Annotated in this window: 25 protein-coding genes and 1 tRNA gene; 13 read left to right on the plus strand and 13 right to left on the minus strand. The window is 71.0% G+C overall.

Annotated features, from left to right (window positions below; all coding sequences use genetic code 11):
• Window positions 1-49 precede the first annotated feature (49 nt).
• A tRNA-Ala gene (locus ACZ58V_RS30865) sits at window positions 50-123 on the plus strand.
• A gap of 65 nt (window positions 124-188) precedes the next feature.
• Here ACZ58V_RS30865 and ACZ58V_RS30870 read toward each other — a convergent pair.
• Window positions 189-665 carry a GNAT family N-acetyltransferase gene (locus ACZ58V_RS30870; RefSeq protein ID WP_468197859.1) on the minus strand — a complete coding sequence of 159 codons (477 nt, stop codon included), beginning with the start codon at window positions 663-665 and terminating at the stop codon, window positions 189-191.
• A gap of 155 nt (window positions 666-820) precedes the next feature.
• Between ACZ58V_RS30870 and ACZ58V_RS30875 the strand changes: the two genes are divergently transcribed.
• Window positions 821-1,624 (plus strand): exodeoxyribonuclease III, encoded by an 804-nt coding sequence (locus tag ACZ58V_RS30875; protein WP_468197856.1) that lies wholly within the window; start codon window positions 821-823, stop codon window positions 1,622-1,624.
• Here the strand turns inward: ACZ58V_RS30875 and ACZ58V_RS30880 are convergent.
• Window positions 1,621-2,268: a MerR family transcriptional regulator gene (locus ACZ58V_RS30880; protein WP_468197854.1), complete on the minus strand. Its 648-nt coding sequence runs from the start codon at window positions 2,266-2,268 to the stop codon at window positions 1,621-1,623. The genes ACZ58V_RS30875 and ACZ58V_RS30880 overlap by 4 nt on opposite strands.
• 132 nt (window positions 2,269-2,400) lie before the next feature.
• Between ACZ58V_RS30880 and ACZ58V_RS30885 the strand changes: the two genes are divergently transcribed.
• From ACZ58V_RS30885 to ACZ58V_RS30900, 4 genes are all read left to right on the plus strand, one after another.
• On the plus strand, window positions 2,401-3,921 hold the full coding sequence (locus tag ACZ58V_RS30885; protein ID WP_468197852.1) for a flavin-containing monooxygenase: 1,521 nt from the start codon (window positions 2,401-2,403) through the stop codon (window positions 3,919-3,921).
• Window positions 3,918-4,841, plus strand: a complete 924-nt coding sequence (locus ACZ58V_RS30890; RefSeq protein WP_471294076.1) for an alpha/beta fold hydrolase — start codon at window positions 3,918-3,920, stop codon at window positions 4,839-4,841. The genes ACZ58V_RS30885 and ACZ58V_RS30890 overlap by 4 nt, the downstream gene beginning before the upstream one ends.
• Window positions 4,838-5,722 (plus strand): SDR family oxidoreductase, encoded by an 885-nt coding sequence (locus ACZ58V_RS30895; RefSeq protein WP_471294078.1) that lies wholly within the window; start codon window positions 4,838-4,840, stop codon window positions 5,720-5,722. The genes ACZ58V_RS30890 and ACZ58V_RS30895 overlap by 4 nt, the downstream gene beginning before the upstream one ends.
• 76 nt (window positions 5,723-5,798) lie before the next feature.
• Window positions 5,799-6,035, plus strand: coding sequence for a hypothetical protein (locus ACZ58V_RS30900; protein ID WP_471294080.1), 237 nt, complete (start codon window positions 5,799-5,801; stop codon window positions 6,033-6,035).
• Between the two features lie 64 nt (window positions 6,036-6,099).
• Here the strand turns inward: ACZ58V_RS30900 and ACZ58V_RS30905 are convergent, their stop codons facing one another.
• The gene (locus ACZ58V_RS30905) at window positions 6,100-9,342 is read right to left on the minus strand and encodes a S41 family peptidase (protein WP_471294082.1); all 3,243 of its coding nucleotides are present in this window, start codon (window positions 9,340-9,342) and stop codon (window positions 6,100-6,102) included.
• 179 nt (window positions 9,343-9,521) lie between these two features.
• Between ACZ58V_RS30905 and ACZ58V_RS30910 the strand changes: the two genes are divergently transcribed.
• Together ACZ58V_RS30910 and ACZ58V_RS30915 are read left to right on the plus strand one after the other, a co-directional pair.
• The gene (locus ACZ58V_RS30910) at window positions 9,522-10,121 is read left to right on the plus strand and encodes a TetR/AcrR family transcriptional regulator (RefSeq protein ID WP_468197842.1); all 600 of its coding nucleotides are present in this window, start codon (window positions 9,522-9,524) and stop codon (window positions 10,119-10,121) included.
• A 112-nt stretch (window positions 10,122-10,233) separates the two neighbouring features.
• A complete protein-coding gene (locus ACZ58V_RS30915; RefSeq protein ID WP_471294085.1) occupies window positions 10,234-12,435 on the plus strand; it encodes an MMPL family transporter in 2,202 nt (733 codons plus the stop codon).
• Window positions 12,436-12,518: 83 nt separating this feature from the next.
• Here the strand turns inward: ACZ58V_RS30915 and ACZ58V_RS30920 are convergent, their stop codons facing one another.
• Window positions 12,519-13,190 carry a DUF4097 family beta strand repeat-containing protein gene (locus ACZ58V_RS30920; RefSeq protein ID WP_471294087.1) on the minus strand — a complete coding sequence of 224 codons (672 nt, stop codon included), beginning with the start codon at window positions 13,188-13,190 and terminating at the stop codon, window positions 12,519-12,521.
• Window positions 13,191-13,413: 223 nt separating this feature from the next.
• On the opposite strand from ACZ58V_RS30920, the gene ACZ58V_RS30925 reads away from it, so the two are divergent.
• The 4 genes from ACZ58V_RS30925 to ACZ58V_RS30940 all read left to right on the plus strand — a co-directional run bounded on the left by ACZ58V_RS30925 (window position 13,414) and on the right by ACZ58V_RS30940 (window position 15,894).
• Entirely contained in the window at window positions 13,414-14,133 is a 720-nt protein-coding gene (locus ACZ58V_RS30925) for a helix-turn-helix domain-containing protein (protein WP_471294090.1), read from the plus strand.
• Between the two features lie 61 nt (window positions 14,134-14,194).
• The gene (locus ACZ58V_RS30930; protein WP_471294092.1) at window positions 14,195-14,710 is read left to right on the plus strand and encodes a YbaK/EbsC family protein; all 516 of its coding nucleotides are present in this window, start codon (window positions 14,195-14,197) and stop codon (window positions 14,708-14,710) included.
• Window positions 14,707-15,552: an EamA family transporter gene (locus ACZ58V_RS30935; protein WP_471294094.1), complete on the plus strand. Its 846-nt coding sequence runs from the start codon at window positions 14,707-14,709 to the stop codon at window positions 15,550-15,552. The genes ACZ58V_RS30930 and ACZ58V_RS30935 overlap by 4 nt, the downstream gene beginning before the upstream one ends.
• A gap of 66 nt (window positions 15,553-15,618) precedes the next feature.
• Complete coding sequence (locus ACZ58V_RS30940; protein ID WP_468197829.1) at window positions 15,619-15,894, plus strand: DUF1876 domain-containing protein; 276 nt, start codon at window positions 15,619-15,621, stop codon at window positions 15,892-15,894.
• Between the two features lie 19 nt (window positions 15,895-15,913).
• Here the strand turns inward: ACZ58V_RS30940 and ACZ58V_RS30945 are convergent, their stop codons facing one another.
• The 6 genes from ACZ58V_RS30945 to ACZ58V_RS30970 all read right to left on the minus strand — a co-directional run bounded on the left by ACZ58V_RS30945 (window position 15,914) and on the right by ACZ58V_RS30970 (window position 20,744).
• Window positions 15,914-17,077, minus strand: a complete 1,164-nt coding sequence (locus tag ACZ58V_RS30945; RefSeq protein ID WP_468197827.1) for a serine hydrolase domain-containing protein — start codon at window positions 17,075-17,077, stop codon at window positions 15,914-15,916.
• A gap of 42 nt (window positions 17,078-17,119) precedes the next feature.
• Window positions 17,120-17,566 carry an organic hydroperoxide resistance protein gene (locus ACZ58V_RS30950; RefSeq protein ID WP_468197825.1) on the minus strand — a complete coding sequence of 149 codons (447 nt, stop codon included), beginning with the start codon at window positions 17,564-17,566 and terminating at the stop codon, window positions 17,120-17,122.
• A 105-nt stretch (window positions 17,567-17,671) separates the two neighbouring features.
• On the minus strand, window positions 17,672-18,133 hold the full coding sequence (locus ACZ58V_RS30955; protein WP_468197823.1) for a MarR family winged helix-turn-helix transcriptional regulator: 462 nt from the start codon (window positions 18,131-18,133) through the stop codon (window positions 17,672-17,674).
• A gap of 10 nt (window positions 18,134-18,143) precedes the next feature.
• On the minus strand, window positions 18,144-18,920 hold the full coding sequence (locus ACZ58V_RS30960; protein WP_468197821.1) for an energy-coupling factor ABC transporter ATP-binding protein: 777 nt from the start codon (window positions 18,918-18,920) through the stop codon (window positions 18,144-18,146).
• Window positions 18,908-19,669 (minus strand): cobalt ECF transporter T component CbiQ, encoded by a 762-nt coding sequence (gene cbiQ / locus ACZ58V_RS30965; protein ID WP_468197818.1) that lies wholly within the window; start codon window positions 19,667-19,669, stop codon window positions 18,908-18,910. The genes ACZ58V_RS30960 and cbiQ overlap by 13 nt, the downstream gene beginning before the upstream one ends.
• Before the next feature lies 1 nt (window position 19,670).
• Window positions 19,671-20,744 carry an energy-coupling factor ABC transporter permease gene (locus tag ACZ58V_RS30970; RefSeq protein ID WP_471294100.1) on the minus strand — a complete coding sequence of 358 codons (1,074 nt, stop codon included), beginning with the start codon at window positions 20,742-20,744 and terminating at the stop codon, window positions 19,671-19,673.
• Window positions 20,745-20,912: 168 nt separating this feature from the next.
• Between ACZ58V_RS30970 and ACZ58V_RS30975 the strand changes: the two genes are divergently transcribed.
• Window positions 20,913-21,278: an SsgA family sporulation/cell division regulator gene (locus ACZ58V_RS30975; RefSeq protein ID WP_468197814.1), complete on the plus strand. Its 366-nt coding sequence runs from the start codon at window positions 20,913-20,915 to the stop codon at window positions 21,276-21,278.
• 9 nt (window positions 21,279-21,287) lie between these two features.
• On the opposite strand, the gene ACZ58V_RS30980 is transcribed toward ACZ58V_RS30975, so the two are convergent.
• The 3 genes from ACZ58V_RS30980 to ACZ58V_RS30990 all read right to left on the minus strand — a co-directional run bounded on the left by ACZ58V_RS30980 (window position 21,288) and on the right by ACZ58V_RS30990 (window position 25,567).
• Window positions 21,288-22,958 carry a penicillin-binding transpeptidase domain-containing protein gene (locus tag ACZ58V_RS30980; RefSeq protein WP_471294103.1) on the minus strand — a complete coding sequence of 557 codons (1,671 nt, stop codon included), beginning with the start codon at window positions 22,956-22,958 and terminating at the stop codon, window positions 21,288-21,290.
• Window positions 22,959-23,055: 97 nt separating this feature from the next.
• Window positions 23,056-24,687, minus strand: coding sequence for a penicillin-binding transpeptidase domain-containing protein (locus ACZ58V_RS30985; RefSeq protein WP_471294105.1), 1,632 nt, complete (start codon window positions 24,685-24,687; stop codon window positions 23,056-23,058).
• A gap of 307 nt (window positions 24,688-24,994) precedes the next feature.
• Entirely contained in the window at window positions 24,995-25,567 is a 573-nt protein-coding gene (locus ACZ58V_RS30990; protein ID WP_471294108.1) for a hypothetical protein, read from the minus strand.
• Window positions 25,568-25,618 lie beyond the last annotated feature (51 nt).

The following is a 25,618-nucleotide window of genomic DNA, read 5'->3' on the forward strand; positions in this document are numbered from 1 at the left end:
CGGATTTCCAAGCAGGCCGATCGGGGTGCTAAAGTTTCACTCGTTGCAAGGGCCTGTGGCGCAGTCCGGTAGCGCACCTCGTTCGCATCGAGGGGGCCAGGGGTTCAAATCCCCTCAGGTCCACGCAGCTCAGAGCCCCGGTCGGGAATCCCGACCGGGGCTCTGACGTATGTTCAGCACCCCACGCGTCAGAGGCCCTTCGCGAAGCAGCGGCTCGACTCGTAGTGTCGGTAGTAGCCGAACTTCCCGCACGGCTCGTAGCCGCTGGACGTGTACAGGGCTATGGCCTCCGGCTGCTTCGTGCCGGTCTCCAGGACCATGCGGGTCCGGCCCGCCGCGCGGGCGTCCTCCTCCAGGGCGGCCAGGATGCGGCGCGCGAGGCCCCGGCCGCGCATGCCGTCGACCACGTACATGCGCTTGATCTCGGCGTCGCCGTCCAGATTGCCCTCGTCGTTCGCGTCCTGGCTGCGCCAGCCGCCCGAGGCGACGGGGGAGTCGTGCTCGTCGTACGCGATCAGGTAGGTGCCGTTCGGCGGTGCGAAGTCCGAGGCGGCCATGGCCGTGGCGTCGCCTCCGTCGCCGTAGCGGACGTGGTACTCGGCCTGGACCTGGTCGTTGAGCTTCGTGGCGTCGGGGTGGTCGAAGGGGACCCGGCGTATATGCATGCTGTGTACCGTAAGTCAGCTCATGAGGGGGCGGGAGTGTGTTCGATCCGGAACTGGACCCCGTCCAGTGTGCCGGTATCGTGCCGGGGTGCTCACTGTGACCTCCGACAACGGGTCCTGCCGATGGGGTCGCCTGTGATGTCGAGGAGAGTGTTTTGCTGACAGTGACCTCTGTGAATGTGAACGGGCTGCGGGCCGCCGCGAAGAAGGGCTTCGTGGAGTGGCTGGCGGCGACCGACGCCGATGTGCTGTGCCTGCAGGAGGTGCGTGCCGAGCCGGGGCAGCTGCCCGAGCAGGTGCGGGCGCCCGAGGGGTGGCATGTGACACACGCGCCGGCCGCCGCCAAGGGGCGGGCCGGGGTGTCCCTGTACAGCCGCCGCGAGCCCGACCGGGTCCAGGTCGGGTTCGGGTCGGAGGAGTTCGACGGCAGCGGGCGGTACGTGGAGGCCGACCTCCCGGGCGTCACCGTCGCCTCCCTGTATCTGCCCTCGGGTGAGGTCGGCACCGAGCGACAGGACGAGAAGATGCGCTTCATGGGCGAGTTCCTCGCCCATCTGAAGGGACTCAGGGAGCGTGCCGCGGCCGAGGGCCGCGAGGTCCTGGTCTGCGGCGACTGGAACATCGCCCACCAGGAGGCCGACCTCAAGAACTGGCGCGGGAACCGGAAGAACTCCGGGTTCCTGCCGGAGGAGCGCGAGTGGCTGGGACGCGTGCTCGACCCGGCCGACGGTGGCTACGTCGACGTCGTACGGGCGCTGCATCCCGAGGTCGAGGGGCCGTACTCGTGGTGGTCGTATCGGGGGCGGGCCTTCGATAACGACACAGGTTGGCGGATCGACTACCACCTGGCCACGCCCGGGCTCGCCGGGCGGGCGGTCAAGGGGTTCGTCGAGCGGGCCGCCACGCACGCGGAGCGGTGGTCCGATCACGCGCCCGTGACCGTGGTGTACGACCGCTAGGACGGCCTGCGCATCCGCCGGTCCAGCGCCAGCGACAGTTCCGCCTCCACCACGCTCCGTGCCAGCGGGCGCAGGCGGGGCAGGTCCTGGGGGGAGGCGTGGCGCAGGACCAGGTCGGTGAAGAGTTCGGCCAGGGCGTCGGCGTGGGTGCGGACCTGTTTGGCCGCGTCGAGGACGTCGGCGAGGGGGATGCCCTCGTGGACCAGGGCCGAGGAGACGTCCAGGAGGCGGCGGCTGATGTGGACGATCTCGTCGCCGTCGGTGCCGAGGTAGCCGAGTTCCATCGCGGCGGCGAGGTTCTCGGGCGTGGTCTCGCCGGAGAAGTGGTCGGCGAGTTCCTCGGGGGTGAGGTGGACCGGCTCCTCCTCGGTGGGGGCGCCCCCGACGCCGAGCAGGTCGCCGACGCCCCGGCCGTTGTCGAAGGCCTCCGCGAGTTCCGCGATGCCGCTGAGGGTGTGGCCGCGTTCCAGCAGGGCCGTGATCGTGCGCAGCCGGGCCAGGTGGTGATCGTCGTACCAGGCGATACGGCCATCCCTGCGGGGTGGCGGGATCAGTTTGCGTTCGCGGTAGAAGCGCAGGGTGCGCACCGTGATCCCGGCCAGGCGGGCCAGCTCTTCCATGCGGTATTCACGCTTCTCGGCCACCTGGGCACCTTAAGGCGTACCACGGGTGACTTCCTCGTTCCGCCCCCTACCCATCAGTACGCCGCTGCCCTACGCTCCCATTGCGCCAGTGTTCACTGGCATGGTTCTCGTGGTGTGTGTGGAGGTGTCGGCATGGGCGAGCGCGAACACGAACGCGAGCATGTACGGGTCGCGGTGGTCGGGTCCGGGTTCGGCGGGCTGGGGGCCGCCGTGCGGCTGCGCCGCGAGGGCGTCACCGACTTCGTCGTCCTGGAGCGGGCGAGCAGCGTCGGCGGCACCTGGCGGGACAACAGCTACCCGGGGTGCCGGTGCGACGTGCCCTCGCATCTGTACTCGTTCTCCTTCGCGCCCAACCCCGAATGGCCGCGCACCTTCTCCGGGCAGGAGCACATCCGCGCCTATCTGGAGCACGTCACGGACGTGTTCCGGCTGCGGCCGCACATCCGCTTCGACTCGGAGGTGAAGCGGATGAGCTGGAACGCGGAGCGGCTGTGCTGGGACATCGAGACCAGCAGCGGGAACCTGTCGGCGGACCTGGTCGTCTCGGCGACCGGGCCGCTGTCCGATCCGAAGGTGCCGGAGATACCGGGGCTGGAGTCCTTCCCCGGCAAGGTCTTCCACTCGGCCCGCTGGGACCACGACTACGACCTGCGCGGCAAGCGCGTCGCGATGGTGGGGACCGGGGCCTCGGCCGCCCAGATCGTGCCGGCCGTCCAGCCCGACGTCTCGCGCCTGACCCTGTTCCAGCGGACCCCGCCGTGGGTCATGCCCCGCGTGGACCGGAACATCAGCGGCACCGAGAGGTGGCTGCACCGGCAGCTGCCCTTCACCTCGCAGCTTCGGCGCGGACTGCTGTGGGGCATCCGGGAGTTGCAGGTGCAGGCGTTCACCAAGCACCCGGGCCAGCTCGGCCTCGTCGAGGAGATGGCCCGGCGCAACATGGCCCGCTCCATCAAGGACCCGGCCCTGCGGGCGAAGCTCACCCCGGACTACCGCATCGGCTGCAAGCGGATCCTGCTGTCCAGCGACTACTACCCGGCGCTCGCGCAACCCAACGTGGACGTGGTCGCGAGCGGCCTGGCCGAGGTCCGCGGATCCACCCTGGTCGCCGCCGACGGCAGTGAGGCCGAGGTCGACGCGATCGTCTTCGGCACCGGCTTCCACGTCACCGACATGCCCATCGCGGACCGGGTCGTGGGCGCCGACGGACGGACCCTCGCGGAGACCTGGAAGGGCGGTATGGAGGCCCTGCGCGGCGCCTCCGCCGCCGGGTTCCCCAACTGGATGACGATCATCGGGCCCAACACCGGCCTCGGGAACTCCTCGATGATCCTCATGATCGAGTCCCAGCTGAACTACCTGGCCGACTACGTCCGCCAACTCGACGTCCTCGGGGGCAGGGTCGCCCTCGACGCACGCCCGGCCGCCGTGCAGGCCTGGAACCACCGGGTGCAGGAGCGCATGAAGCGCACGGTGTGGAACACCGGCGGCTGCACCAGCTGGTACCTCGACGCGAGCGGCCGCAACACCACCATCTGGCCCGGCACGACAGGCGAGTTCCGGCGGGCGACACGACGGGTGGATCTCGCGGAGTACGACGTCCTGCGCGTCCCCGCGCGGAAGGAAGCCGAGAAGGCCGGGGTGGACGCGTGAGCCGCCTCCTGCACGTCGACTCCGGGCCCTACGCCCCGCCCGCCCCCGCGCGCGAACTGACCGCCGTGTCCGCCGACGGCGCCCGGCTGCACGTCGAGATCCACGGCCCCGACGGTGCCCCGGCCGTCGTCCTCGCCCACGGCTGGACCTGCTCCACCGCCTTCTGGGCGGCGCAGATCCGCGAACTGGCCGCCGACCACCGGGTCATCGCCTACGACCAGCGCGGCCACGGGCGCAGCCCCGCGAGCCCCGCGTGCAGTGCCGAGGCGCTCGCCGACGACCTGGAGGCCGTGCTCGAAGCCACCCTGGCGCCCGGCGAACAGGCCGTGATCGCCGGGCACTCCATGGGCGGCATGACCGTGATGGCGGCCTCCGAGCGGGCCGGCTTCCGGGCGCACGCGGCCGCTGTCCTGCTGTGCAGCACGGGCAGTTCGCGGCTGGTCGCCGCCTCCACCGTCGTACCGATCCGGGCCGGGCGGCCGCGCACCTGGCTGACGCGACGGATCCTCGGCTCCCGGGCGCCGCTCGGACCGGTCACACCGCTGGCCCGCCGGATCCTCAAGTACGGGACGATGGGCGCCGGTTCGGCCCCGCACATGGTCGAGGCGTGCGCCCGCATCGTGCACGCCTGCCCCCGCAAGGTCCGCCACTCCTGGTCGCAGGTGCTGGACCTGCTCGACCTCGACCACGGCGTACGTGAGCTGCGCGTGCCCACGGCCGTCGTCGTCGGTACGGCGGACCGGCTGACCCCGCCCGTGCAGGCCCGGGCCCTGGCCGCCGCGCTGCCGCAGTGCACCGGGCTCACCGAGCTGCCCGGCATCGGCCACATGACGCCCATCGAGGCGCCGGGGCTGGTCGGCCAACGCATACGGGAACTCGTCCACGCACACGTCCAGGTCGTATCCGAGGAGAGCGCATGAGCAGGGTGAGCCTCGAGGGGAAGGTCGCCGTGGTGACCGGGGCGGCGCGTGGCGTCGGGGAGCTGCTGGCCCGCAAGCTCTCCGCGCGCGGCGTGAAGGTGGCGCTGGTCGGCCTGGAGCCCGACGCGCTCAAGGAGGTCTCCGGGCGGCTGCACAGCGACAGCGACCACTGGCACGCCGACGTCACCGACCACGAGGCGATGGCCCGGGTCGCGAGCGAGGTCGAGGAGCGCTTCGGGAGGGTCGACATCGTCGTCGCCAACGCCGGTGTCGCCACCGGCGGTCCCTTCGCCGACTCCGACCCGGAGTCCTGGCGGCGGGTGATCGAGGTCAATCTGATCGGCTCGGCGGTGACCGGCCGCGCCTTCCTGCCGATGCTGCTCCAGAGCCGGGGGTATCTGCTCCAGATCGCGTCCCTCGCCGCGATCACCCCGGCGCCGATGATGACCGCGTACTGCGCGTCCAAGTCCGGAGTGGAGGCGTATGCGCACAGCCTGCGCGCCGAGGTCGGGCACCGGGGTGTGAAGGTCGGCGTCGGGTATCTGTCGTGGACCGACACCGACATGGTGCGCGGGGCCGACCAGGACGACGTCATGCGGGAGTTGAGGCAGCGGCTGCCCTGGCCGTCCAACAAGACCTATCCGCTGGGCCCGGCCGTGGACCGGCTCGTGGCCGGGATAGAGAGCCGGTCGAGCCATGTGTACGGGCAGTGGTGGCTGCGCGGCATGCAGGGCGTGCGCGGCTATCTGCCCGGGGTCATCGGGACCGTGGGGCAGCGCGAGATGCGGCGGTTCGCGGACCGGCTGACGGGCATGCGCACGGGCCTCGTCGGGGCGGGTGGAGCGGCCGACGAGCAGCAGCGGACTACGCTCCGTAAGTGATCGACATGCGCAGGGTCACGACCCGTGTGAATCTGATCGGGCCAGATCCCCTCACCCCCAACGGGAGTGAACCCACATGGGTATGAAGGACCAGTTCCAGGAGAAGTCCGAGCAGTGGCAGAACCAGGCCCGTCAGAAGGCCGACCAGGCCCGCGAGCAGATGCAGGGCCGCGGTCGCCGGCGGGACGAGGACATGGACTCGCCGCAGCACCCGCAGAACCCGCAGCACCCGCAGAACCCGCAGAACCCGCAGCGTGACCGCGAGCGGGAGCGCGAGCAGGAGGACCGCTTCGACCAGGACTACGACGCCTGACGACGCGTGCTGAAAGGAAGGGGTGCCTCGCGCGGGGCACCCCTTCCTCGCGTCCCCGTCCTTCTCAGGTCCGCGGCGGCAGCTTCGGCCGGGAGCGGTCCGGTACGTCGCTGTACGTCGGCGGCACCGCCGGAGGGTTGCTCTCCAGCAGCCCGAGCGCCAGCTCCACCGCGTCGGTCAGCTGGGCGTGGCGGCCCTCCGCCCAGTCCAGCGGGGTGCGCAGGACGTCGATGTCGGGGGCGACGCCCCTGTTCTCCACCGACCAGCCGTACGCGTCGAACCAGGCCGCGTTCATCGGCACCGTGATCACCGTGCCGTCCCCCAGCTCGTGGCGGCCGGTCATGCCGACGACACCGCCCCAGGTCCGCTGCCCCACCACCGGGCCCAGCTTCAGCAGTTTGAAGGCGGCGGTGATCATGTCGCCGTCGGAGGAGGTCGCCTCGTCCGCCAGGGCCACCACCGGGCCCCTCGGCGCGTTCGAGGTGTACGACACGGGCTGGGCGTCGCGGGTCAGGTCCCAGCCCAGGATCGTGCGGCTCAGCGTCTCGATGACCAACTCGCTGATGTGGCCGCCGGCGTTGCCGCGCACATCCACGATCAGGGCCGGCCGGGATACCTCCATGCGCAGATCGCGGTTGAACTGCGCCCAGCCCGAACCGCCCATGTCCGGGATGTGCAGATAGCCGCAGCGCCCGCCGCTCAACTCCCGTACCACCGCCCGGCGTTTGGCCACCCAGTCCTGGTAGCGCAACGGCCGCTCGTCGACCAGCGGGACGACGGCGACCCGCCGGGGCGGGCCCAGGCCCTGCGTCGAGTCCCCGGCCGGGGTGAAGGTCAGCTCCACCGTCGAGGCGCCCGCGCCCGCCAGCAGCGGATAGGGGCCCGCGTCCGGATCCACCGGGCGGCCGTCGACGTGGGTGAGGACCGCGCCCTCCCGGATGCCCGTGCCGGCCAGCGGGGAGCGGGCCTTGGAGTCGGAGGAGTCGCCGGCCAGGATCCGCTTGACCGTCCAGCCGCCGTCCCGGCGTACGAAGTTGGCGCCCAGCAGGCCCTGCCGGCGCTGGTAGTGGGGTGGGCCCTCGTTGCGCCGGGCGGCGGTGACGTACGCGTGGGAGGTGCCCAGCTCGCCCAGCACCTCGCGCAGCAGGTCCGCGAACTCGTCCGGGGAGGCGACCCGTTCGACCAGCGGGCGGTACTGGTCCAGCACCCCGGCCCAGTCGATACCGCACATGCCCGGCTCCCAGAAGTACGCCCGGATCAGCCGCCCGGCCTCCTCGTACGCCTGCCGCCACTCCGCCGCCGGGTCGGCCACGTGCAGGATGCGGCGCGCGTCGATCCACACCGTCGAGTCGGCGTCGCCCGACTCGGTGGCCGGTACCGCGCGCAGCTCGCCCTCGTCGACCACGACCAGCCGGCTGCCGTCGCCGCTCACCGCGAACCAGTCGAGATGCCCGACCAGTTCGGACTTCTTGGCCTTGGTGATGCCGAAGTGCTCCAGGGTCGGCCGACCGCTGGTGTCGTCCGGGTTGGCGAACGTCTCGCCCAGCGCGCCCGAGATCGGCCAGCGCAGCCACACCAGTCCGCCGCCCGCGACCGGGTGCAGCGCCGAGTACTTGGAGGCGGCCACCGGGAAGGGCGTGACCCGGCTCTCCAGCCCCTCGGCCTCGACGGTCACCGCCCCGCCGTCGCCGTTCTCGTCGTCCTCCACCGGGTCCAGGCCCCCGGCGGCCGGACGGCCCTCCGGGTTCACCGCGAACGGGGAGGGCGTCGCGCAGGACAGCGGCACGAGGTAGGGGCGGCAGCCCAGCGGGAAGGACAGGTCGCCGGTGTGCACGTCGTAGACGGGGTCGAAGCCGCGCCAGGACAGGAAGGCGAGGTAGCGGCCGTCGCGTGTGAAGACCGGGTTCTCGTCCTCGAAGCGGCCGTTGGTGACGTCGATGACGGAACCCCCCTTGATCCTGGCCATCTTGATCTGCCGCAGGGTCCGCCCGATGCCCGGATGCGACCAGGTCAGCCACGCCCCGTCCGGGGAGAACGCGAGGTCGCGCACGGGCCCGTTGACCGACCGGATCAGCTCGGTGACCGCACCGTCGGAGTCCTCGGTCACGTCCACGAGCAGCAGCCGCCCGTCGTGCGAGGCGACCGCGAGGCGCTCGCCCTCCGGGTCGGAGACCAGCTCGCGCACCCGGCCCAGGGCGCCCGAGGCCAGCCGCCGCGGCCCGCGGTCGCCGGACGCCCGGGGCAGGGAGGCGATCTCGATCGCGTCCTCGCCCTCCGCGTCCGTCACATACGCCACCCGCCCGCTCGCGCCGAGCATCTCCGGCATCCGCACCCGGACGCCCGGGGTGTCGGTGAGGGTGCGGGCGGGCCCGTCGCGGTGGGTGAGCCAGTACAGGCTGCCGCGTACGACGACCGCGCTGGCCCGGCCGGTCTCGTCGACCGAGATCCCGTCGATGTGCTGGGCCGCCGCCACCTGGTACGGGCGCCGCCCCGCGCGCGGCCCGCTCAGCCGTACGTCCAGCCGCCGCGGCTCGGAGTCCGGCGACAGGTCGTCGACCAGCCACAGGTCGCCCGCGCACTGGTACACCACCCGGGTCCCGTCACTGGAGGCGTGCCGGGCGTAGAAGGCGTCGTGGTCGGTGTGGCGGCGCAGGCCGGAGCCGTCGTAGGCGCACGAGTAGAGGTTGCCGACGCCCTCGTGGTCGGAGAGGAAGGCGATCCGGCCGCCGACGAACATGGGGGAGTGCAGATGGCCGCCGAGGCCTTCGAGCAGCCGTTCGCCGTGCAGCCACAGCCGGCCCATGGCCCCGCCCCGGTAGCGCTTCCAGGAGGCCGGCTCGTGCGGCGGGGTGCCGGTGAGGAGAAGGGTCTTCCGCTCCCCGTCCAGGTCCGCGACCTGGAGGTCTGCGACCGGCCCCCAGGGCAGCTTGCGGCCCGGGGCGCCGTCGAGGGGGACCTTGTAGCCCCAGGTGAAGAAGGAGAAGGGCTCGCCGTGCGAGGCCACGGCCAGGATCTCGCCGTCCGGGGTCCAGCCGCAGACCCGGGTGTCGGCGCTGCCCCAGTGGGTCAGCCGGCGGCCCGGGCCGCCGTCCACCGGCACGAGATGCACCTCGGGCAGCAGGCTGCGCCAGCTCGTGTACGCGAGGCGGCGGCCGTCGGGGGAGAAGCGGGGGTGGCCCAGCTTGGTGCGGTCGACGGTGAGCCGCCAGGCGCGGCCCGGGGCGTCGAGCGGGGCGAGCCAGAGGTCGTCCTCGGCCACGAAGCACAGCAGGTCGTCATGGAGATGCGGCAGACGCAGATAGCTCACGTCCCCATGCTTTGCCCGGGGGCGGAACGCAGCAAGTTATGACAAACAGGGCCCCGTGACGCAGGACACGTACGAAACGGTTTCGTTTCCATAGTGGCTGCGCTACATTCGTCGTGTACGAAGTCGCGTACGAAACCGTGTCGTTCGGAGGCACGGTTCGGAGCAGGAAGGTGAGCGAGATGGCTGAGGCCGCCACCGCGCGTCGCAGTCGGATCACCCCCGAGCGGGAGGCCGAGCTGTACGCGGCCGTGCTCGACCTGCTCCGGGAAGTCGGCTACGACGCCCTCACCATGGACGCCGTGGCAGCGCGCACCCGGTCCAGCAAGGCGACGCTCTACCGCCAGTGGGGCGGCAAGCCGGAGCTGGTGGCGAAGGCGGTCCGGCACAACAAGCCGGGCAACATCGCCGACGTCGACACCGGCTCCCTGCGCGGCGACCTCCACGCCCTCACCTCGCGTGAGGACGACTGCACCATGCAGCAGAACGCCGCGCTGATGCGGGGTCTGTTCATGGCGGTGCACGCCAACCCGGATCTCCTCCAGGCCTTCAGGGAACTGCTCATCGAGCCGGAGATGGAGGAGTTCCAACGGGTGGTGCGCAAGGCGGTCGACCGCGGCGAGATCCGCGCCGACTGCCCGGCCCTGGACTACGTCGTGCACATGCTGGTGGGCGCCTTCGCCACCCGCACGCTGATCGACGACCAGCCGCCGACGCAGGCCTTCCTCATCTCGTACATCGACGCCGTGGTCCTCCCCGCCCTCGGCATCCCCACCACCTGAACCACCACCTGAGCAATCCCCACCGCAGCACCTGACGCGATCACCGCTCACGTCGTCGGGCTGATCACCCCTGCCCTGAAATACCCCACGACCTGACCGGGAGTACGCCCTCGTGGCCACTTTCCTCTACAAACTCGGCCGGCTCTCGTTCCGGCGGCGGCACTTCGTCGCCCTGATCTGGGTGGCCCTGCTGACCCTCGCCGGTGTCGGCGCGGCCAGCGCCCCCGCCGCGGGCAACAGCTCGTTCTCCATCCCCGGTACGGAGGCCCAGAAGGCCTTCGACCTGCTGGAACAGCGCTTCCCCGGTGTGAGCGCCGACGGAGCCACCGCACGCGTCGTCTTCAAGGCGCCGAGCGGCGAGAAGATGACCGACCCCGGCAACAAGGCGACGGTCCGGGAGACCGTCAAGGAACTGGCCGACGGCTCCGAGGTCACCCGCGTCACCGACCCGTACCAGGCGAAGGCCGTCAGCAAGGACGGCACGATCGCCTACGCGCAGGTGTCGTACAAGGTCTCCGGCATGGAGCTGGAGGACTCCTCCCGCGACGCCCTTCAGGACAGCGCGCAGGACGCGCGGAAGGCCGGGCTGACCGTCGAGATCGGCGGTGACGCGCTCCAGACCGTTCCGCACACCGGCAGCAGCGAGATCATCGGCATCGCGGTCGCCGCGGTCGTCCTCGTCATCACCTTCGGCTCACTGGTCGCGGCCGGTCTGCCGCTGCTGACGGCGCTCATCGGCGTGGGCATCGGTGTCTCCACGATCACGGCACTGGCCAGTGCCCTGGATCTGGGCTCCACGACCTCCACCCTGGCGATGATGATCGGCCTCGCGGTCGGCATCGACTACGCCCTGTTCATCGTCTCCCGCTACCGCGCCGAACTGGCCGAGGGCCGCGACCGCGAGGAGGCGGCGGGGCGGGCCACCGGCACAGCGGGTTCGGCGGTGGTCTTCGCGGGACTGACGGTCGTGATCGCGCTGGTGGGTCTGTCGGTCGTCAACATCCCGATGCTCACGAAGATGGGCGTCGCGGCGGCGGGCACGGTGGCCATCGCGGTGCTGATCGCGCTGACCATGATCCCGGCGCTGCTCGGGTACGCGGGCCGGAAGGTGAAGCCCATGGGAGAGAAGGGCAAGCGGTTCGGCCGGGCGTCGAAGAAGCCGGAGCGCCCCAACCTGGGCACGCGCTGGGCGAGTTTCGTCGTACGTCGCCCGGTCGCGGTCCTGCTGCTCGGTGTCATCGGCCTCGGCGCGGCGGCCGTCCCGGCGTCGAGCCTGGAACTGGGCCTGCCGGACGACGGCTCCCAGCCCACCTCCACCACCCAGCGCCGCGCCTACGACCTGCTGTCGGAGGGCTTCGGCCCGGGCTTCAACGGCCCGCTGATGGTCGTCGTCGACGCCAAGGACAGCGACGACCCGCAGGCGGTCTTCGGTGACGTCGGTGACGAGATCAAGGGCCTCAAGGACGTCGTCACGGTGACACCGCCGGCGCCCAACAAGGCCGGCGACACGGCCACCATCACCGTGATCCCGGGCTCCCAGCCGTCCTCCGTGACGACGGAGAACCTGGTGCACGGCATCCGGGACGCGGGCACGGGCATCAAGGCCGACACGGGCGCGAACGTCCTGGTCACCGGCAGCACGGCGATGAACATCGACGTCAGCGAGAAGCTCAACGACGCGCTGATCCCCTACCTGGTCCTGGTGGTCGGCCTGGCCTTCCTCCTCCTGATCGTGGTCTTCCGCTCGATCCTGGTCCCGCTGAAGGCGGCCCTCGGCTTCCTGCTGTCGGTGATGGCCGCCCTCGGCGCGGTGGTCGCGGTCTTCCAGTGGGGCTGGCTGTCGGACCTGATGGGCGTGGAGCAGACGGGCCCGGTCATGTCGATGATGCCGATCTTCATGGTCGGTGTGGTCTTCGGCCTCGCCATGGACTACGAGGTGTTCCTGGTGACCCGGATGCGGGAGGCCTACGTCCACGGCGAGAAGGCCGGCCAGGCGATCGTGACGGGCTTCCGGCACGGCGCCCGGGTGGTGACGGCCGCGGCGGTCATCATGATGGCGGTCTTCGCCGGCTTCATCGGCTCGTCCGAGTCGATGGTCAAGATGATCGGCTTCGGCCTCGCGATCGCGGTCTTCTTCGACGCGTTCATCGTCCGCATGGCCATCGTCCCGGCCGTCCTGGCCCTCCTCGGCCGCAAGGCCTGGTGGCTGCCCAAGTGGCTGGACCGGGTGCTGCCCAACGTGGACGTCGAGGGCGAGGGCCTGCGCTCGGACACCGACCGCGGGGACACGGACCGGGAGCTGGTACGCGCCTGACGCTCCGCTGTCTGTGGAGAAACCGGCCGGTGAGGGCTCCGTGGGGACGGGCGCCCTCACCGGCTTTTCCGCGCTCATCTCCCCTACAGGCTGCGGGCGGTGATGTCGCCGTAGGCGGTGGTCGCGCGGATGTTCAGACCGGCGGCGGCTCCGTCGGCGTTCATCAGCGCGTTGTGGATCCGGCCGAAGCCGGTGCCGGCGTCCAGGGAGGCGGAGACGCCGCGGCCGGCGCCGATCGAGATCTCGCCGTGCTCGGTGCGCAGCTCGACCGTGCCGCCCATGGCCTCGGTGACCCGGATGTCGCCCTTCTGGGTGCTGATCTCCGCGGCGCCGCCCAGGCGGCCGACCGAGACGTCGCCGGCGAGGAGGGTGAGGCGGGCGCCCTCGGTCTCGTCGAGCTTGACCGAGCCGTGCGCGCCCTCGAAGGCGACATCGCCGAGCCGTCCGACGCCCCGGAACTCGGAGCTGGCCGCCTTCGCCTCGACGCGGGAGCCGGCGGGCAACTGGACGGTCACCTCGACGGACCCGGAGTTGCCGAGGATCCGGTTCTTCGCCGGTGCGGCCTCGATCCGCAGGACGCCGTCGCCGTACTCGACGCTGATCTGCTCCGCCGCCTTCACGTCGCGGCCGTTCGAGCTGACCGCGGGCCGGACCTCGACGGTGGTGTCGGCCCGGTCGGCGGCGATGAACTGGATGCGTCCGGCGGGGATGTCGAGGACGGCGGAGATCGGGGCGGGGGTGGTGAACTTCTGCATCGTGCTCTCCTTGAGCTCGTCGTTTCTGATGGATGAAACGCTACGTTGCGTTCATGACTATGGCAACACACTCGTTGCGATTGAAGAGCATAAATGCAGGTGAGGTCAGCAATTTCGTTGCAATGGTCGCTGGTTTAATGCAACGCCACTCGCGCTATCGTTGCAATGAAATGAAGGTGAACGCTATGCTGAAGGCCACCTGAGACGAACGAAGGAGATTTCGATGCCGGGAGGCAGGCTCACCCAGCAGGAACGTCAGCAGATCGCGCTGGGACTGGCCGACGGCCTCGCCTACGCGGAGATCGCCCGACGCGTCGACCGCCCGACCTCGACCATCACACGCGAGGTCATGCGCAACGGCGGTCCCACCGCCTACCGCGCCGACCTGGCCCACCGCGCCACCGAACGCCGCGCCCACCGGCGCCGGCAGACCACGCCCCGGGCGGCCGAGGCGCCCTCGCAGGCCCACGGGCGCGACATCGAGGCCGTGCGTGAGTACGAGGAGATGTTCACCACCGTCCTCATGTCCTCGGGCATGACCACGATGCCGGCCCGGGTGATGGCCTGCCTCACCCTGACCGACACCGGCAGCCTCACCGCGTCCGAACTCGTCCAGCGCCTCCAGGTCAGCCCGGCGTCCATCTCCAAAGCGGTCGCGTTCCTCGACAGCCAGGGCCTCGTCCGCCGGGAACGCGACGAACGCCGCCGCGAGCGCTACATCGTCGACGACGACATCTGGTACCAGTCGATGATGGCCAGCGCCCGGTCCATCGCCCAGATCGTCGAGATCGCACGGCAGGGCGTCGGCGTCCTCGGCCCCGGCACCCCGGTCGCCACCCGCCTCGAGAACATCGCCCGCTTCCTCGACTTCGTCAGCGAGAGCACGGCCCGCGCGGCGGAACAGGCACGCGAGATCCTCCGTACGAAGGCGGACCCGGCCTAGGCGGCGCGAGGTCCGCTGAACCCCCTCGCGTGCCAGATACACGGACCGCTAGCGTGCCCCCATGACGACGACAGCCGCCACTGACGCCGAGGACTCCGGAGCACATCCCCTCTTCGCCCAGGCCCTGCGGGAGCTCGGGCTCGACGAGGTCGTTCCGCTCGTCCGGCGCTTTCCGGAAGCCACCCGTACCGCAGCCGAAGCCGCCGCCGCTCTCGGATGTGAGCTGAGCCAGATCTGCAAGTCGCTGATCTTCGCGGCGGACGGGGTGCCCGTGCTGGTGCTCATGGACGGGGCCTCCCGGGTCGACCTCGAACTGGTGCGGAAGGAGCTCGGCGCGGACAAGGTCACCCGGGCGAAGGTCGATGTCGTGCGGGAGACGACCGGCTATGCCATCGGTGGCGTGCCGCCCTTCGGGCACCGGACGAAGACGCGCGTGCTCGCCGACCGGTCCCTGCTCGACCACGAGACCGTGTGGGCGGCGGCCGGGACGCCGTACACCGTGTTCCCCATGACGCCCCCCGACCTCGTCGCCCACGCCGGCGCGACTCTGGTGGACGTGCGCGAGAGCGCCACGTGACGCCGCTGGTCACGGCCGCGGTGCTGCTCGCCGCCGTGACCCACGCCAGCTGGAACGCCCTCGCGCACAGGATCACGGACAAGCTCGCCGGGTTCGCGCTGATCTCGGGCGGCGGGCTGGTCATCGGGCTGGCGCTCGCGCCGTTCGTGGCGTTCCCGGCGGCCGGGGCGTGGCCGTATCTGCTCTTGTCCGCCGCCATTCACATCGCCTACTACGCGCTGCTGATGAAGTCCTTCCGGCTGGGCGACTTCGGGCAGGCCTATCCCATCGCGCGCGGCACCGCGCCCCTCGTCGTGACCCTGCTCGCGGCGCTCTTCGCACACGAGGTGCCCGACGGGTGGGCCGCCGCCGGTATCGCCCTGTCGTGCGCGGGGCTGACCGGCGTCGCCCTGTGGGGGCTGCGCGGGCGGCGGCCCGACTGGGCGGCGATCGGGGCGGCCCTGGCGACCGGGCTGACGATCGCCGTGTACACCGTCGTGGACGGGCTGGGCGTGCGTGCGTCGGGGTCCTCGCTCGGGTACATCGCCTGGCTGATGGCCGTGCAAGGGGCCGTCATCCCCGCGTACGCCGTGAGCCGCTGGCGCGGGCGGACCGTCGCCCTGCTGCGGCCGTTCGCCGTGACCGGGCTCATCGGGGCCGCCCTCTCCGTCGCCGCCTACGCCCTCGTCCTGTGGGCCCAGACCAAGGCCGAACTCGCGCCCATCGCGGCCCTGCGCGAGTCGTCGATCATCGTGGGCGCGGCGATCGGCGCCGTGTTCTTCAAGGAGCGGTTCGGGGTTCCGAGGATCGCGGCGGCCGGGCTGCTCGTCGTCGGGATCGGGTTGATGCTGCACGCCGGGTAGGCGAGACGGGTGCGCTTGCCGCACGTGAGGAGCACCCTGGAACTAGGTCTTCCGGAGGTGATCGTCATGATGCACACCCGAGCGGGATGGCACGTCGAGATGGAGTTCATGGAGGACGACCAGCACACGCGCGCGGTCGCGCTGGTGCGGCTGCCCGACGGTACCGAGGTACGGGCGCACGGGGCAGCCAACCGGCACCGGTCCGACGCCAATCAGCCCAGGGTCGGAGAGGAGATCGCCGGGGCCCGGGCGCTCAACGAACTCGCCATGCAGCTACTGACCAAAGCGCACGAGGAGATCGACCAGGCGTCCGGGCGGATCTCCCACCCGATCCATGTCTAGAGCCGGTTGATCGGGGGCCTCAGAGCCCCAGGGCCTGCCGTACCGCCCGCACCAGCCCCTGCGCCCGCGGATCCGCCGTCACCGTCTTGCGGAAGCCGTTCGTGACGTAGCCGAAGGCGATCTCGGACTCCGGGTCCGCGAAGCCCAGGGCGCCGCCGCGGCCCGGGTGGCCGAAGGAGCCCGGGGTCAGGAAGGGCGAGGCGCTGCCGTGCAGCATGTAGCCGAGGCCGAAGCGGGTGCCGACCACCAGGACGCGGTCGGGGCCCGCCGCCTCCTCGGCCCGGGCCAGTTCGACCGTCTCCGGCGTGAAGAGGCGTGAGGCGCCGGCCGTGTCGCCGATCAGCGTCGCGTAGAAGCGGGCCAGTCCGTCCGCCGTCGCGATGGCGTTGGTCGCGGGCAGGGCCGCCGCGCGGTAGGCGGGGTCGTTCTGTTCCGGGAACGGCGTGATCGCCGCGAAGGCCCGGCGGGTGAGGGAGGCCGGGTCCTCGTAGGCCTCGGTGACCGAGCGCTTCGGGCGGGCGCGCAGGCCCCCGGTCGGCTCGGGGCCCTCGACGCGGCCCGCGCGTCCCACCCGGTGGGCCTCCGACTCGGGCAGGCCGAGCCAGAGGTCCAGGCCCAGCGGGCGGGTGATCTGTGCCGCGAGCCACTCGCCCGCGCCCTGCCCGGTCACGCGCCGCACGAGTTCGTCGAGCATCCAGCCGTAGGTGAGCGCGTGGTAGCCGTGGTCGGTGCCGGGCTCCCACACGGGGGCCTGGGCGGCGACCGCCGCGGGGCCCCGCAGCGGGTCGAGGGCCTGCTCGGGGGTGAGGGGGTGGTCGAGGACCGGCAGGCCGGCCCGGTGGTTCAGGACGTGCCGGACCAGTACCCCCTCCTTGCCCCGCGCCTTGAACTCCGGCCAGTAGTGGCCCACCGGCGCGTCCAGGTCCAGCTGTCCGCGCTGGTGCAGCAGGAGCAGTACGGCGGCGGCTATGCCCTTCGTCGCCGAGCGCACGACCTGGGCGGTGCCGTGCTCCCAGGGGGCCGTGCCGTCGACGTCCTTCGTGCCGGCCCACAGGTCGACGACCTGCTGCCCCTCCCGGTAGACGGCGACCGACGCACCCCGCTCCCCGAGCGTCTCGAAGTTCCGTACGAACGCTTCCCTGACCGGCTCGAAGCCCTCGGCGACTGTGCCGTTCACGTCCACGTCCGAACTCCTCGTCCTGCTGCGGTCCTGCGGTGCTCCCCCTTAGCCAAGCAGGATCGTCACGTCGATGTTCCCGCGGGTCGCGTTCGAGTACGGGCAGATCTCGTGGGCCGCGTCCACCAGCTTGGTCGCGAGGTCGGGGTCGACGACCGGGAGGGAGACGCTCAGGGCGACCGCGAGGCCGTAGCCGTGCTGGGCGTTGGGGCCGATGCCGACCTTCGCGGCGACCGTGGAGCCGGTCAGGTCGTAGCCCTCGCGGTTGCCGACCAGGATCAGGGCGTTGTGGAAGCAGGAGCTGTAGCCGGCCGCGAAGAGCTGTTCCGGGTTGGTGCCGTTGCCGTCGCCGCCGAGCTGCGGGGGCATCGCGACCTTGAGCTCGATCTGGCCGTCCTGGCTGGTGACGTAGCCCTCACGGCCGCCGTGGGCGGTGGCCTCCGCGACGTACATGATCTTCGTCGGGCGGGTGTCGACGGCGGGGCCGTCAGTCATGCTGTCCTCCCCCGGAAACAGGTGTGCACAAACACATCGTGCACAAGGTACTGGCCAGTAACCGGCCCGCGCCACCAGGGGGTTGCAACCCGGGGTAACCCGCGATCAGCGGGCCCGGTCCGCCGCCGACTCCGCCTTCCCGGCCAGGTGCCACAGCTCCTCGCGGAGCCGTGCGATCTCCGTGCCGTCCAGGCCCGTCGCCGCGAGCAGCGCACCGGGCACGCAGGTCGCGCGCTCCCGGAGTTCCTCCCCGCGCCCGGTCACCGCCACGAGCACCGACCGCTCGTCCCGCGCCGACCGTTCGCGCCGCAGCAGACCCGCCGCCTCCAGCCGCTTCAGCAGCGGCGAGACCGTGCCGTAGTCGAGGCGCAGGGCCGCGGCCAGTTCCTTGACCGTGGTCTCGCCGCGCTCCCACAGGACCAGCAGCACGAGGTACTGGGGATAGGTGAGGCCGAGTGCGTCGAGGAGCGGGCGGTACGCGGCCGTCACCGCGCGCTGGGCGGCGTACAGGGCGAAGCACAGCTGCTCGTCCAGCAGCAGTGAGCCTTCGGTCTCCTCGTTCGTCACGCGCCCATTGTCACGGACGGGCCTCCGCGGCCGGCACGGAACGCGGATCGAAGCCGAACGGCAGCTCCAGCCGGTGGGCGCGCATCAGCTCCTCGTCGGAGAGCAGTTCACCGGTCGGGCCGTCCGCCGCGATCACGCCCTCGCTGAGGACCAGGGAGCGCGGGCACAGCTCCAGGGCGTAGGGGAGGTCGTGCGTGACCATCAGGACCGTCACGTCCAGCGAGCGCAGGATGTCGGCCAGTTCGCGGCGGGAGGCGGGGTCGAGGTTGGAGGAGGGCTCGTCGAGGACGAGGATCTCCGGCTCCATGGCGAGGACGGTCGCCACGGCCACCCGGCGGCGCTGCCCGAAGGAGAGGTGGTGCGGGGGCCTCTCCTTGAACTCCGCCATGCCGACCCGCTCCAGGGCCCGGTCCACGCGCTCCTCCAGCTCCGGCCCCTTCAGTCCGGCCGCCGCCGGCCCGAACGCCACGTCCTCCCGGACGGTCGGCATGAAGAGCTGGTCGTCCGGATCCTGGAAGACGATGCCGACCCGGCGCCGGATCTCGGCCATGTGCCGCTTGTCCACGGGCAGCCCGGCGACCCGCACCGTGCCGGCGCCGCCGGTCAGGATGCCGTTGAGGTGCAGCACGAGGGTCGTCTTGCCGGCGCCGTTCGGCCCGAGCAGCGCGACCCGCTCGCCGCGCGCGATCGAGAAGTCGACGCCGAAGAGGGCCTGGTGGCCGTCGGGATAGGCGAAGGCCAGTCCGGCCACTTCGAGTGAAGGGGTCACATCAGTCACAGGGACCATCCCAGCAGACAGACGACGAGGGCCGCGCCCGGGAGGGCCAGGGCGTACGACCACTGCGTCCGGGACGCGGTCACCTCGTCGATGACCGGCATGGCACCGGCGTAGCCGCGGCTGACCATGGCCAGATGCACGCGTTCGCCGCGCTCGTAGGAGCGGATGAACAGCGCGCCGGCGGACTTGGCGAGCACGCCCCAGTGCCGGACGCCCTTCGCCTCGAAGCCGCGGGACTCCCGGGCGATCCGCATGCGCCGCATCTCGTCCGCGATGACGTCGCCGTAGCGGATCATGAACGACGCGATCTGCACGAGGAGCGGCGGGAGCTTGAGGCGCTGCAGGCCGAGGAGGAGTTCGCGCAGGTCGGTGGTGGCGGCGAGGAGTACGGAGGCGGCGACGCCGAGCGTGCCCTTGGCGAGCACGTTCCAGGCGCCCCACAGGCCGTTGACGCTCAGGGACATGCCCAGGACATCGACCCGCTCGCCCTCCGCCACGAACGGCATGAGCACCGCGAACGCGACGAACGGCACCTCGATCAGCAGCCGCCGGAGCAGGAACCCGGCGGGCACGCGCGCGACGTACGCGACGACGCCCAGCAGTACGGCGTACCCCCCGAACGCCCACATCGCCTCGCGCGGCGTCGCCACCACGACCAGCACGAACGCGAACACGGCGGCGAGTTTGGTGTGCGGCGGCAGGGCGTGCACCGGCGAGTGCCCGTGCCGGTAGAGCTTGTGCGCGTGACCCGCACCCATGTCAGACGCCCGTGCTGCTCGTCGCGTTCGACGTTTCCGTCGGGGACGCGTCGTCAGAACGGCGCCGGCGTACCGCCCAGAAGACCGCGCTGCCCGCGACGACCGTGACACCCACGCCGATGACGCCCGCCAGCCCCCCGGACAGGCGGGCGTCATCGACATCCTTGACGCCGTAGTCGGCGAGCGGGGAGTCGGCCGCGGCGTGCTCCTCGGCCTTCTTGTCGATGCCGTGGTCGGTGGCGACCTTCTCCAGGCCGTCCGGATCGGCCGAGGCGTAGAAGCTGACGAGTCCGGCCAGCAGGAGGGAGGCGACCAGGCCCGCGGCCCACACCCTGCGGTGGGAGGTCCGGGCGGCCACGGGGGCGGGCTCGGGCTCGGCGCCGGGCGCGTCGACCAGTTCGCCGTTCACCCGCAGCTTGAGCTTGGGGGTGAGGCCGCGGGCCCCGTGGACCAGGTCCGGGCGCACGGCGAGGACCGCGCCGACGGTCAGCGCGGTGATCGCGGCCTCACCGATGCCGATCAGCAGGTGCACGCCGATCATGGCGGTGGCGACCTTGCCGATCGACACGTCGGTGGTGCCGCCGATGGCGTACATGAGCGTGAAGGCCAGAGCGGCGGCCGGGACGGAGACGAGGGCGGCGACGAAGGAGGCCGCGGTGATCGACCGGCGGGAGCGGGGGAGCACCTTCGCCAGGCCGCGGAAGAGGGCGTAGGCGACGACCGTCGTGACGATCGCCATGTTGGTGATGTTCACGCCGAGCGCGGTCAGGCCGCCGTCCGCGAAGAGCAGGCCCTGCATCAGCAGGACGACGGAGACGCACAGGACCCCCGTGTAGGGGCCCACGAGGATCGCGGCGAGCGCGCCCCCCAATAGATGGCCGCTGGTCCCGGCCGCGACGGGGAAGTTGAGCATCTGCACCGCGAAGATGAACGCCGCGACGAGGCCGGCCAGCGGGGCGGTGCGCTCGTCGAGTTCGCGCCGCGCTCCGCGCAGGCTCACGGCGATGGCGCCCGCGGCGATCACACCGGTGGCGGCGGAGGTGGGGGCGTCGATGAATCCGTCAGGTACATGCACGATTCGATGATGTGGCTTGATGCGAACGGTTTGCAAGAGCGTGACGCTTGTCTTATCTCACCCGTGATATGTCCGGCCCCAAGGGCGTAATCCGGAAAATATGCGACATTGGAGAGGGAGCGGACGCACAGTTTCCGCTCAGGTTGCCCACGGTGAAGGGGCCGTCCGATGTCCGTAGTCGAGCAGTACGCGCGAGCCCATATCGTCACGGACGCGGCCGTACCGTTGATCGATGAGCTGGAGGCGGTTCCGGTCACTCTGCGGTACGACCCGGACCGGGATCCCCGTGCGGTGGGCATCAGACTGCCGGGTGCCGGGGCGCGCGAGTGGACCTTCGGCCGTGACCTCCTGGAGGAGGGGCTGCGGGCCCCCGCGGGCAGCGGTGAGGTGCGGGTGTGGCCGTGCGGCCGGGTGCAGGCCGTGGTCGAGTTCCACTCCCCGGAGGGCGTGCTGGTGGTGCAGTTCGAACGGCAGGCGCTGCTGCGGTTCCTGCGGCGGACGTACATGGCCGCCGCGGAACCGGTCATCCACTGACCTTCCGGGTCAGCTCCCCATCTTCAGCAGCGCCGCCACGATCGGCCCGGCCGTCTCGCCGCCGTGGCCGCCCTGCTGGACCACGCCCGCTGCCGCGAGATCGCCTCGGTAGGCGGTGAACCAGCCGTTCGGCTTCTTCTGGTTGTCGACCTCGGCCGACCCGGTCTTCGCGCCGACATCGCCGCCGACGCCCGACATCGCCTCCGCGGCCGTGCCGTAGGCGGCCGTGTACGACATCAGCTCACGCAGCTGCGACAGCGTGCCCGACGACATGGTGCGCGAGGCCTTGGCGAGCTTGCGCTCGTCCACGTCCGGGGAGACCAGATACGGCTGGTGGAAGGTGCCGGCCTTGACCGTCGCCGACACCGACGCCATGTTCAGCGGGTTCATCCGGACCCCGCCCTGCCCGATCAGCGAGGCCCCCATCTGGGCCGCCGACTGCACCGGCACGGCGCCGTCGAAGGACGGCACACCGATCGCCCAGTTGTTCATCCCCAGGCCGAAGACCTGCTGGGCCTGCTTGGTCAGGTCGTCGTCCTTGAGCTTCGGCGCCTGGCTGATGAAGGCCGTGTTGCAGGAGCGGGCGAAGCTCGCCTTGAACGTGCCGTTCTTGATCTCGAACTTGTCGTCGTTCTGGAACTTCCAGTGCCCGTACGTGAAGTACTTCGGGCACGGGTGCTTCTTGTCCGCCGAGGCCAGGCCCTTGTCCAGCAGCAGCGAGGCGGTGATGACCTTCATCGTGGAGCCGGGCGCGAGCGAGCCCTGGAAGGCGGTGTTGAAGCCGGGCGAGGCGTTGGCGGCGGCCAGGATCTCGCCGGTCGAGGCCCGCATGACGGCCACCGACGACTTGGCCTTCTTCGCGACCTGCTTCTCGGCCGCCGCCTGGAGGGCGGGGTCCAGCGTGGTCTTCACCGTGCCGGGCGTGCCCTCGCTCAGCTCCAGCAGGGTCTTGTCGGAGAGGTCGTCCGACTTGGCGGCCTTCCCGCGCACGACCCGCAGCTCGATACCGGCCTTGCCGCCGGCCTCCTTGCCGTACTTCTCGCGCAGCCCGTCCAGCACCGGGCCGAGCGAGGCGTACTTCTGCTTGGTCAGCTCGCCGCCGTCCCGGTCGAGCGCCTTGACCGGGGGCGTGCCCGCCTCGCCGGTGACCAGCTTGTCGCCGTCCTTGAGGTCCGGGTGGACGACCGCCGAGTGCCAGTCCACCAGCGGCTTTCCGTCGCTGGTGCGGCGCACGACGGTCAGCGCGCTCTCGTACGCCAGCGGCTTCTCGGTGTCCTTGTACGCCACCGTGCCCTTGACGGAGAACGGCACCTTGTCACCGGTGGGCTTGCCCGGGGTGAGGGTGACGTCCTTGATACGGGCGTCCTTGGTGTAGCCGGTGAGCAGGGCCGTCGCCGCGGCCGCTTCGTCGGTGGCCGCGGCGGCCTGCGGAACCTTCCCGGACTGCCAGGCGGTGAGGAAGGCACGGGCGGTGGTGGTGACCTCGGTCGCCGACAGCGGCCCGGTCTTCACCTTGGGCTTCTGGTCCGATGCCGCCCGGCTCCCGTCCTCGGCGGCCGCGCCGCCGCCGAACAGCGCGTAGGCGCCGAACCCGGCGCCACCGACGACCACGGCGATCACCCCGCCGATCACGGCGGGTCTGGTCTTCCGTCGCTCGGCGACGCGCCTTCTGTTGCCCACTGCTTGTCCGTTCCTCCGCGAATCCCCAGGGTCCCCGTTGCCCTCAGCTGTCCCAACGACGCCCACCACCCTAGAGTCCCGTCATGCGCGCGTGAGATCAGCCACCCGTTCGTAGCACGGCTGCGACAATCGGCCCGGCCGCGTCACCGCCGTGACCGCCCTCCTCGGTCATGGCCGCCGCCGCGACGTCGCCCCGGAACCCGGTGAACCAGCTGTTGGACTTGGCGTTGCCGTCGACCTCGGCGGAACCGGTCTTGGCGCCGATGTCGCCGCCCAGCCCTCGCATGGCCTCCGCGGCGGTGCCCTGCGTGGCGGTGAGCCGCATCATCTGCTTCAGCTGCGCGGCGGTGCTCGCCCGCAGGCCCTCGGCCCGCGCGAGCTGCCGGCCGTCCAGCTCCGGCGAGACCAGGTAGGGCTGGCGGAAGCTGCCGGTGATCGCGGTCGCGGTCACCGAGGCCATGTTCAGCGGACTCATCTGGACCTGGCCCTGCCCGATGGCGCCGGCCGCCCGGTCCGGTCCGCTCACCGCGGGGACGCTGCCGTCGAAGGAGACGATGCCGGTCTTCCAGTTGTCCTGCCCGAGCCCGAAGCGCTGCTCGGCCTCCTGCGTCAGCGAGGCGTCGGTGAGCGGCTTCTCGTCGATGAGCTTGATGAAGGCGGTGTTGCAGGACCGCATGAAGCTGTTGGCGAGCGTGGCGTCCTCGTTGGGCTTCATGTCGGTGAGGTTCTTGAAGGTCTGCCCCTGCCACACGGCGGTGTCCGGACAGGGCGCCGGGCCGTTCATCGAGGTCACGCCGTTGTCGATGAGCATCGCGGCCGTCATGATCTTCATGGTGGAGCCGGGCGCGGCCTGTCCCTCGAAGGCCGCGTTGAAGCCGTCCGTACGGTTGTTGGCCACCGCCAGGACCTCGCCGCTGCTGGGCTTGACGGCCACCACCGATGACTGGGCGAACCGCTTGACCGCCTTCTCGGCCGCCGCCTGCGCGCTCGGGCTGATCGTGGTGGTCAGCTTGCCCGGCTTGCCCTTGGCGAGGGTCAGCAGCGGGGTGTCGGCGACGCCCTCGCCGGCGTGCCGGATCGCCAGCTCGATGCCGGGGGTGCCGCCGGCCTCCTTGCCGTACTTGGCACGCAGGGCGTCCAGGACCGGGCCGAGGGAGGGGTACTTCTGCTTTGTCAGCTCGGTGCCGTCACGGCCGACGGCCTCGATCGGCGGGTTGGCCGACTTCTCCGTGACGAGCGTGTCGTCCTTCTTCAGCCCGGGGTGCACGACAGCGGGCTGCCAGTCGACCAGGGCCCGCCCGGTGGTGAGTCCGCGCACGACCTTCAGCTCGCTCTTGTAGTCGAGCGGCTCGGACTTCCCGTCGTAGGCCACCTTGGCCTTCACCGTGTACGGCACGGTGGTGCCGCGCGCCGTGCCGGGCGTGATCTTCACGTCGGTGATGTGCGCGTCGTCCCCGAAGGCGGTGAGCAGCTGCTCGGCGGCCGCGTCGTTGTTCGTGTACCCCGCGGCCCGCGCGGCCTCGCCCTTCTCCCAGGCCGCGAAGAACTTGGCGCTGGTCTCCTCGACCTCGTCCTTGCCGGGCGGCCCCGACTTCTTCTCCGCGGCCACCCCGCTCGTGCCCCCGTCGCCGGTCAGCGCGCTCACGATGTTGAAGGCGCCGTACCCGGCCCCGCCCACCATCACCGCGAACACGCCGCCTATGACAGCGACCTTGACCCCCTTGGCCATCAGGCCGTCCTCTCCCCGTCGAGCCTCCACACGCTCCTTTGAACGCGTTCAAAAAGCTCGGTCCCGGGAGCACTCTAGGGGAAAGCGGTTACCACAGGGGTGGGAGTTTTCGATTCTTGACCGAAACGTAGGTCAGACCCGCGTATCCAGCCACATCCTGGACCGCCAGTCGTCGATGGGGATGGCGGTGCCCGTGTACAGGGGCCAGAAGTAGATGAAGACTCTCACTCGGTGACGCCCAATGCCCTGACCTCGGGCTTTCGGGGCGACTCTGGAGCGGTGTACGGCCGGGGCCGTCTGTGAGCCGTCACTGCTCCGGCTGTGGCCTTCCTAGGCACGTGCGTGCGAGGAAGACGAACTCTCGCCTTGCCGTCGTCAGTCGGTCTTCTTGATCGAAGAAGGCTGCCGCCTGGCTTCGTATCCGTTCCGCTTCGCCGCTTTCAAGGGCATCTGCCCATGTGCAGACGCACCCGTAGATCTCAGCTGCAGAGTTCGACACGTTTTGAGCGGCGGCAATCAGATTGTCAGGCCCCCAGAGGGACGCCCGTGCCGCGTGCGTTGCGATCTGTAGTGTCTGTTCGCTGAGCTGAGTGCGCAGTTCCTGCGCTATAGGGATTCCCTCTCGGACGGGCGTGCCGCACCGCACCATGATGGGCAGTGCGGCGTCGAGAGTGCCAAGGAGGTCGCTGCAGACGAGCCTGCGTTGCTCGCGGACCCAGTGTCCATGCTCGGCCGTGGACTGCCGCTCAACCTGGGACTGTAGGGCTTCGAAGGACTTCTGCGCTCCGATACGAGCTCCGTATGCGGTCGCGAAGCCGCCAATCCCTGCCCCCGCGAGTCCTGCTATGCCTGCAAAGACTGCGGCAACCCCCTGATCCATGGAAGCATTCTGCCTGGACGCTGCAGCCGCACCGCCGCGTATCCCCAAATG

The organism is Streptomyces sp. NPDC040589, assembly GCF_055594445.1.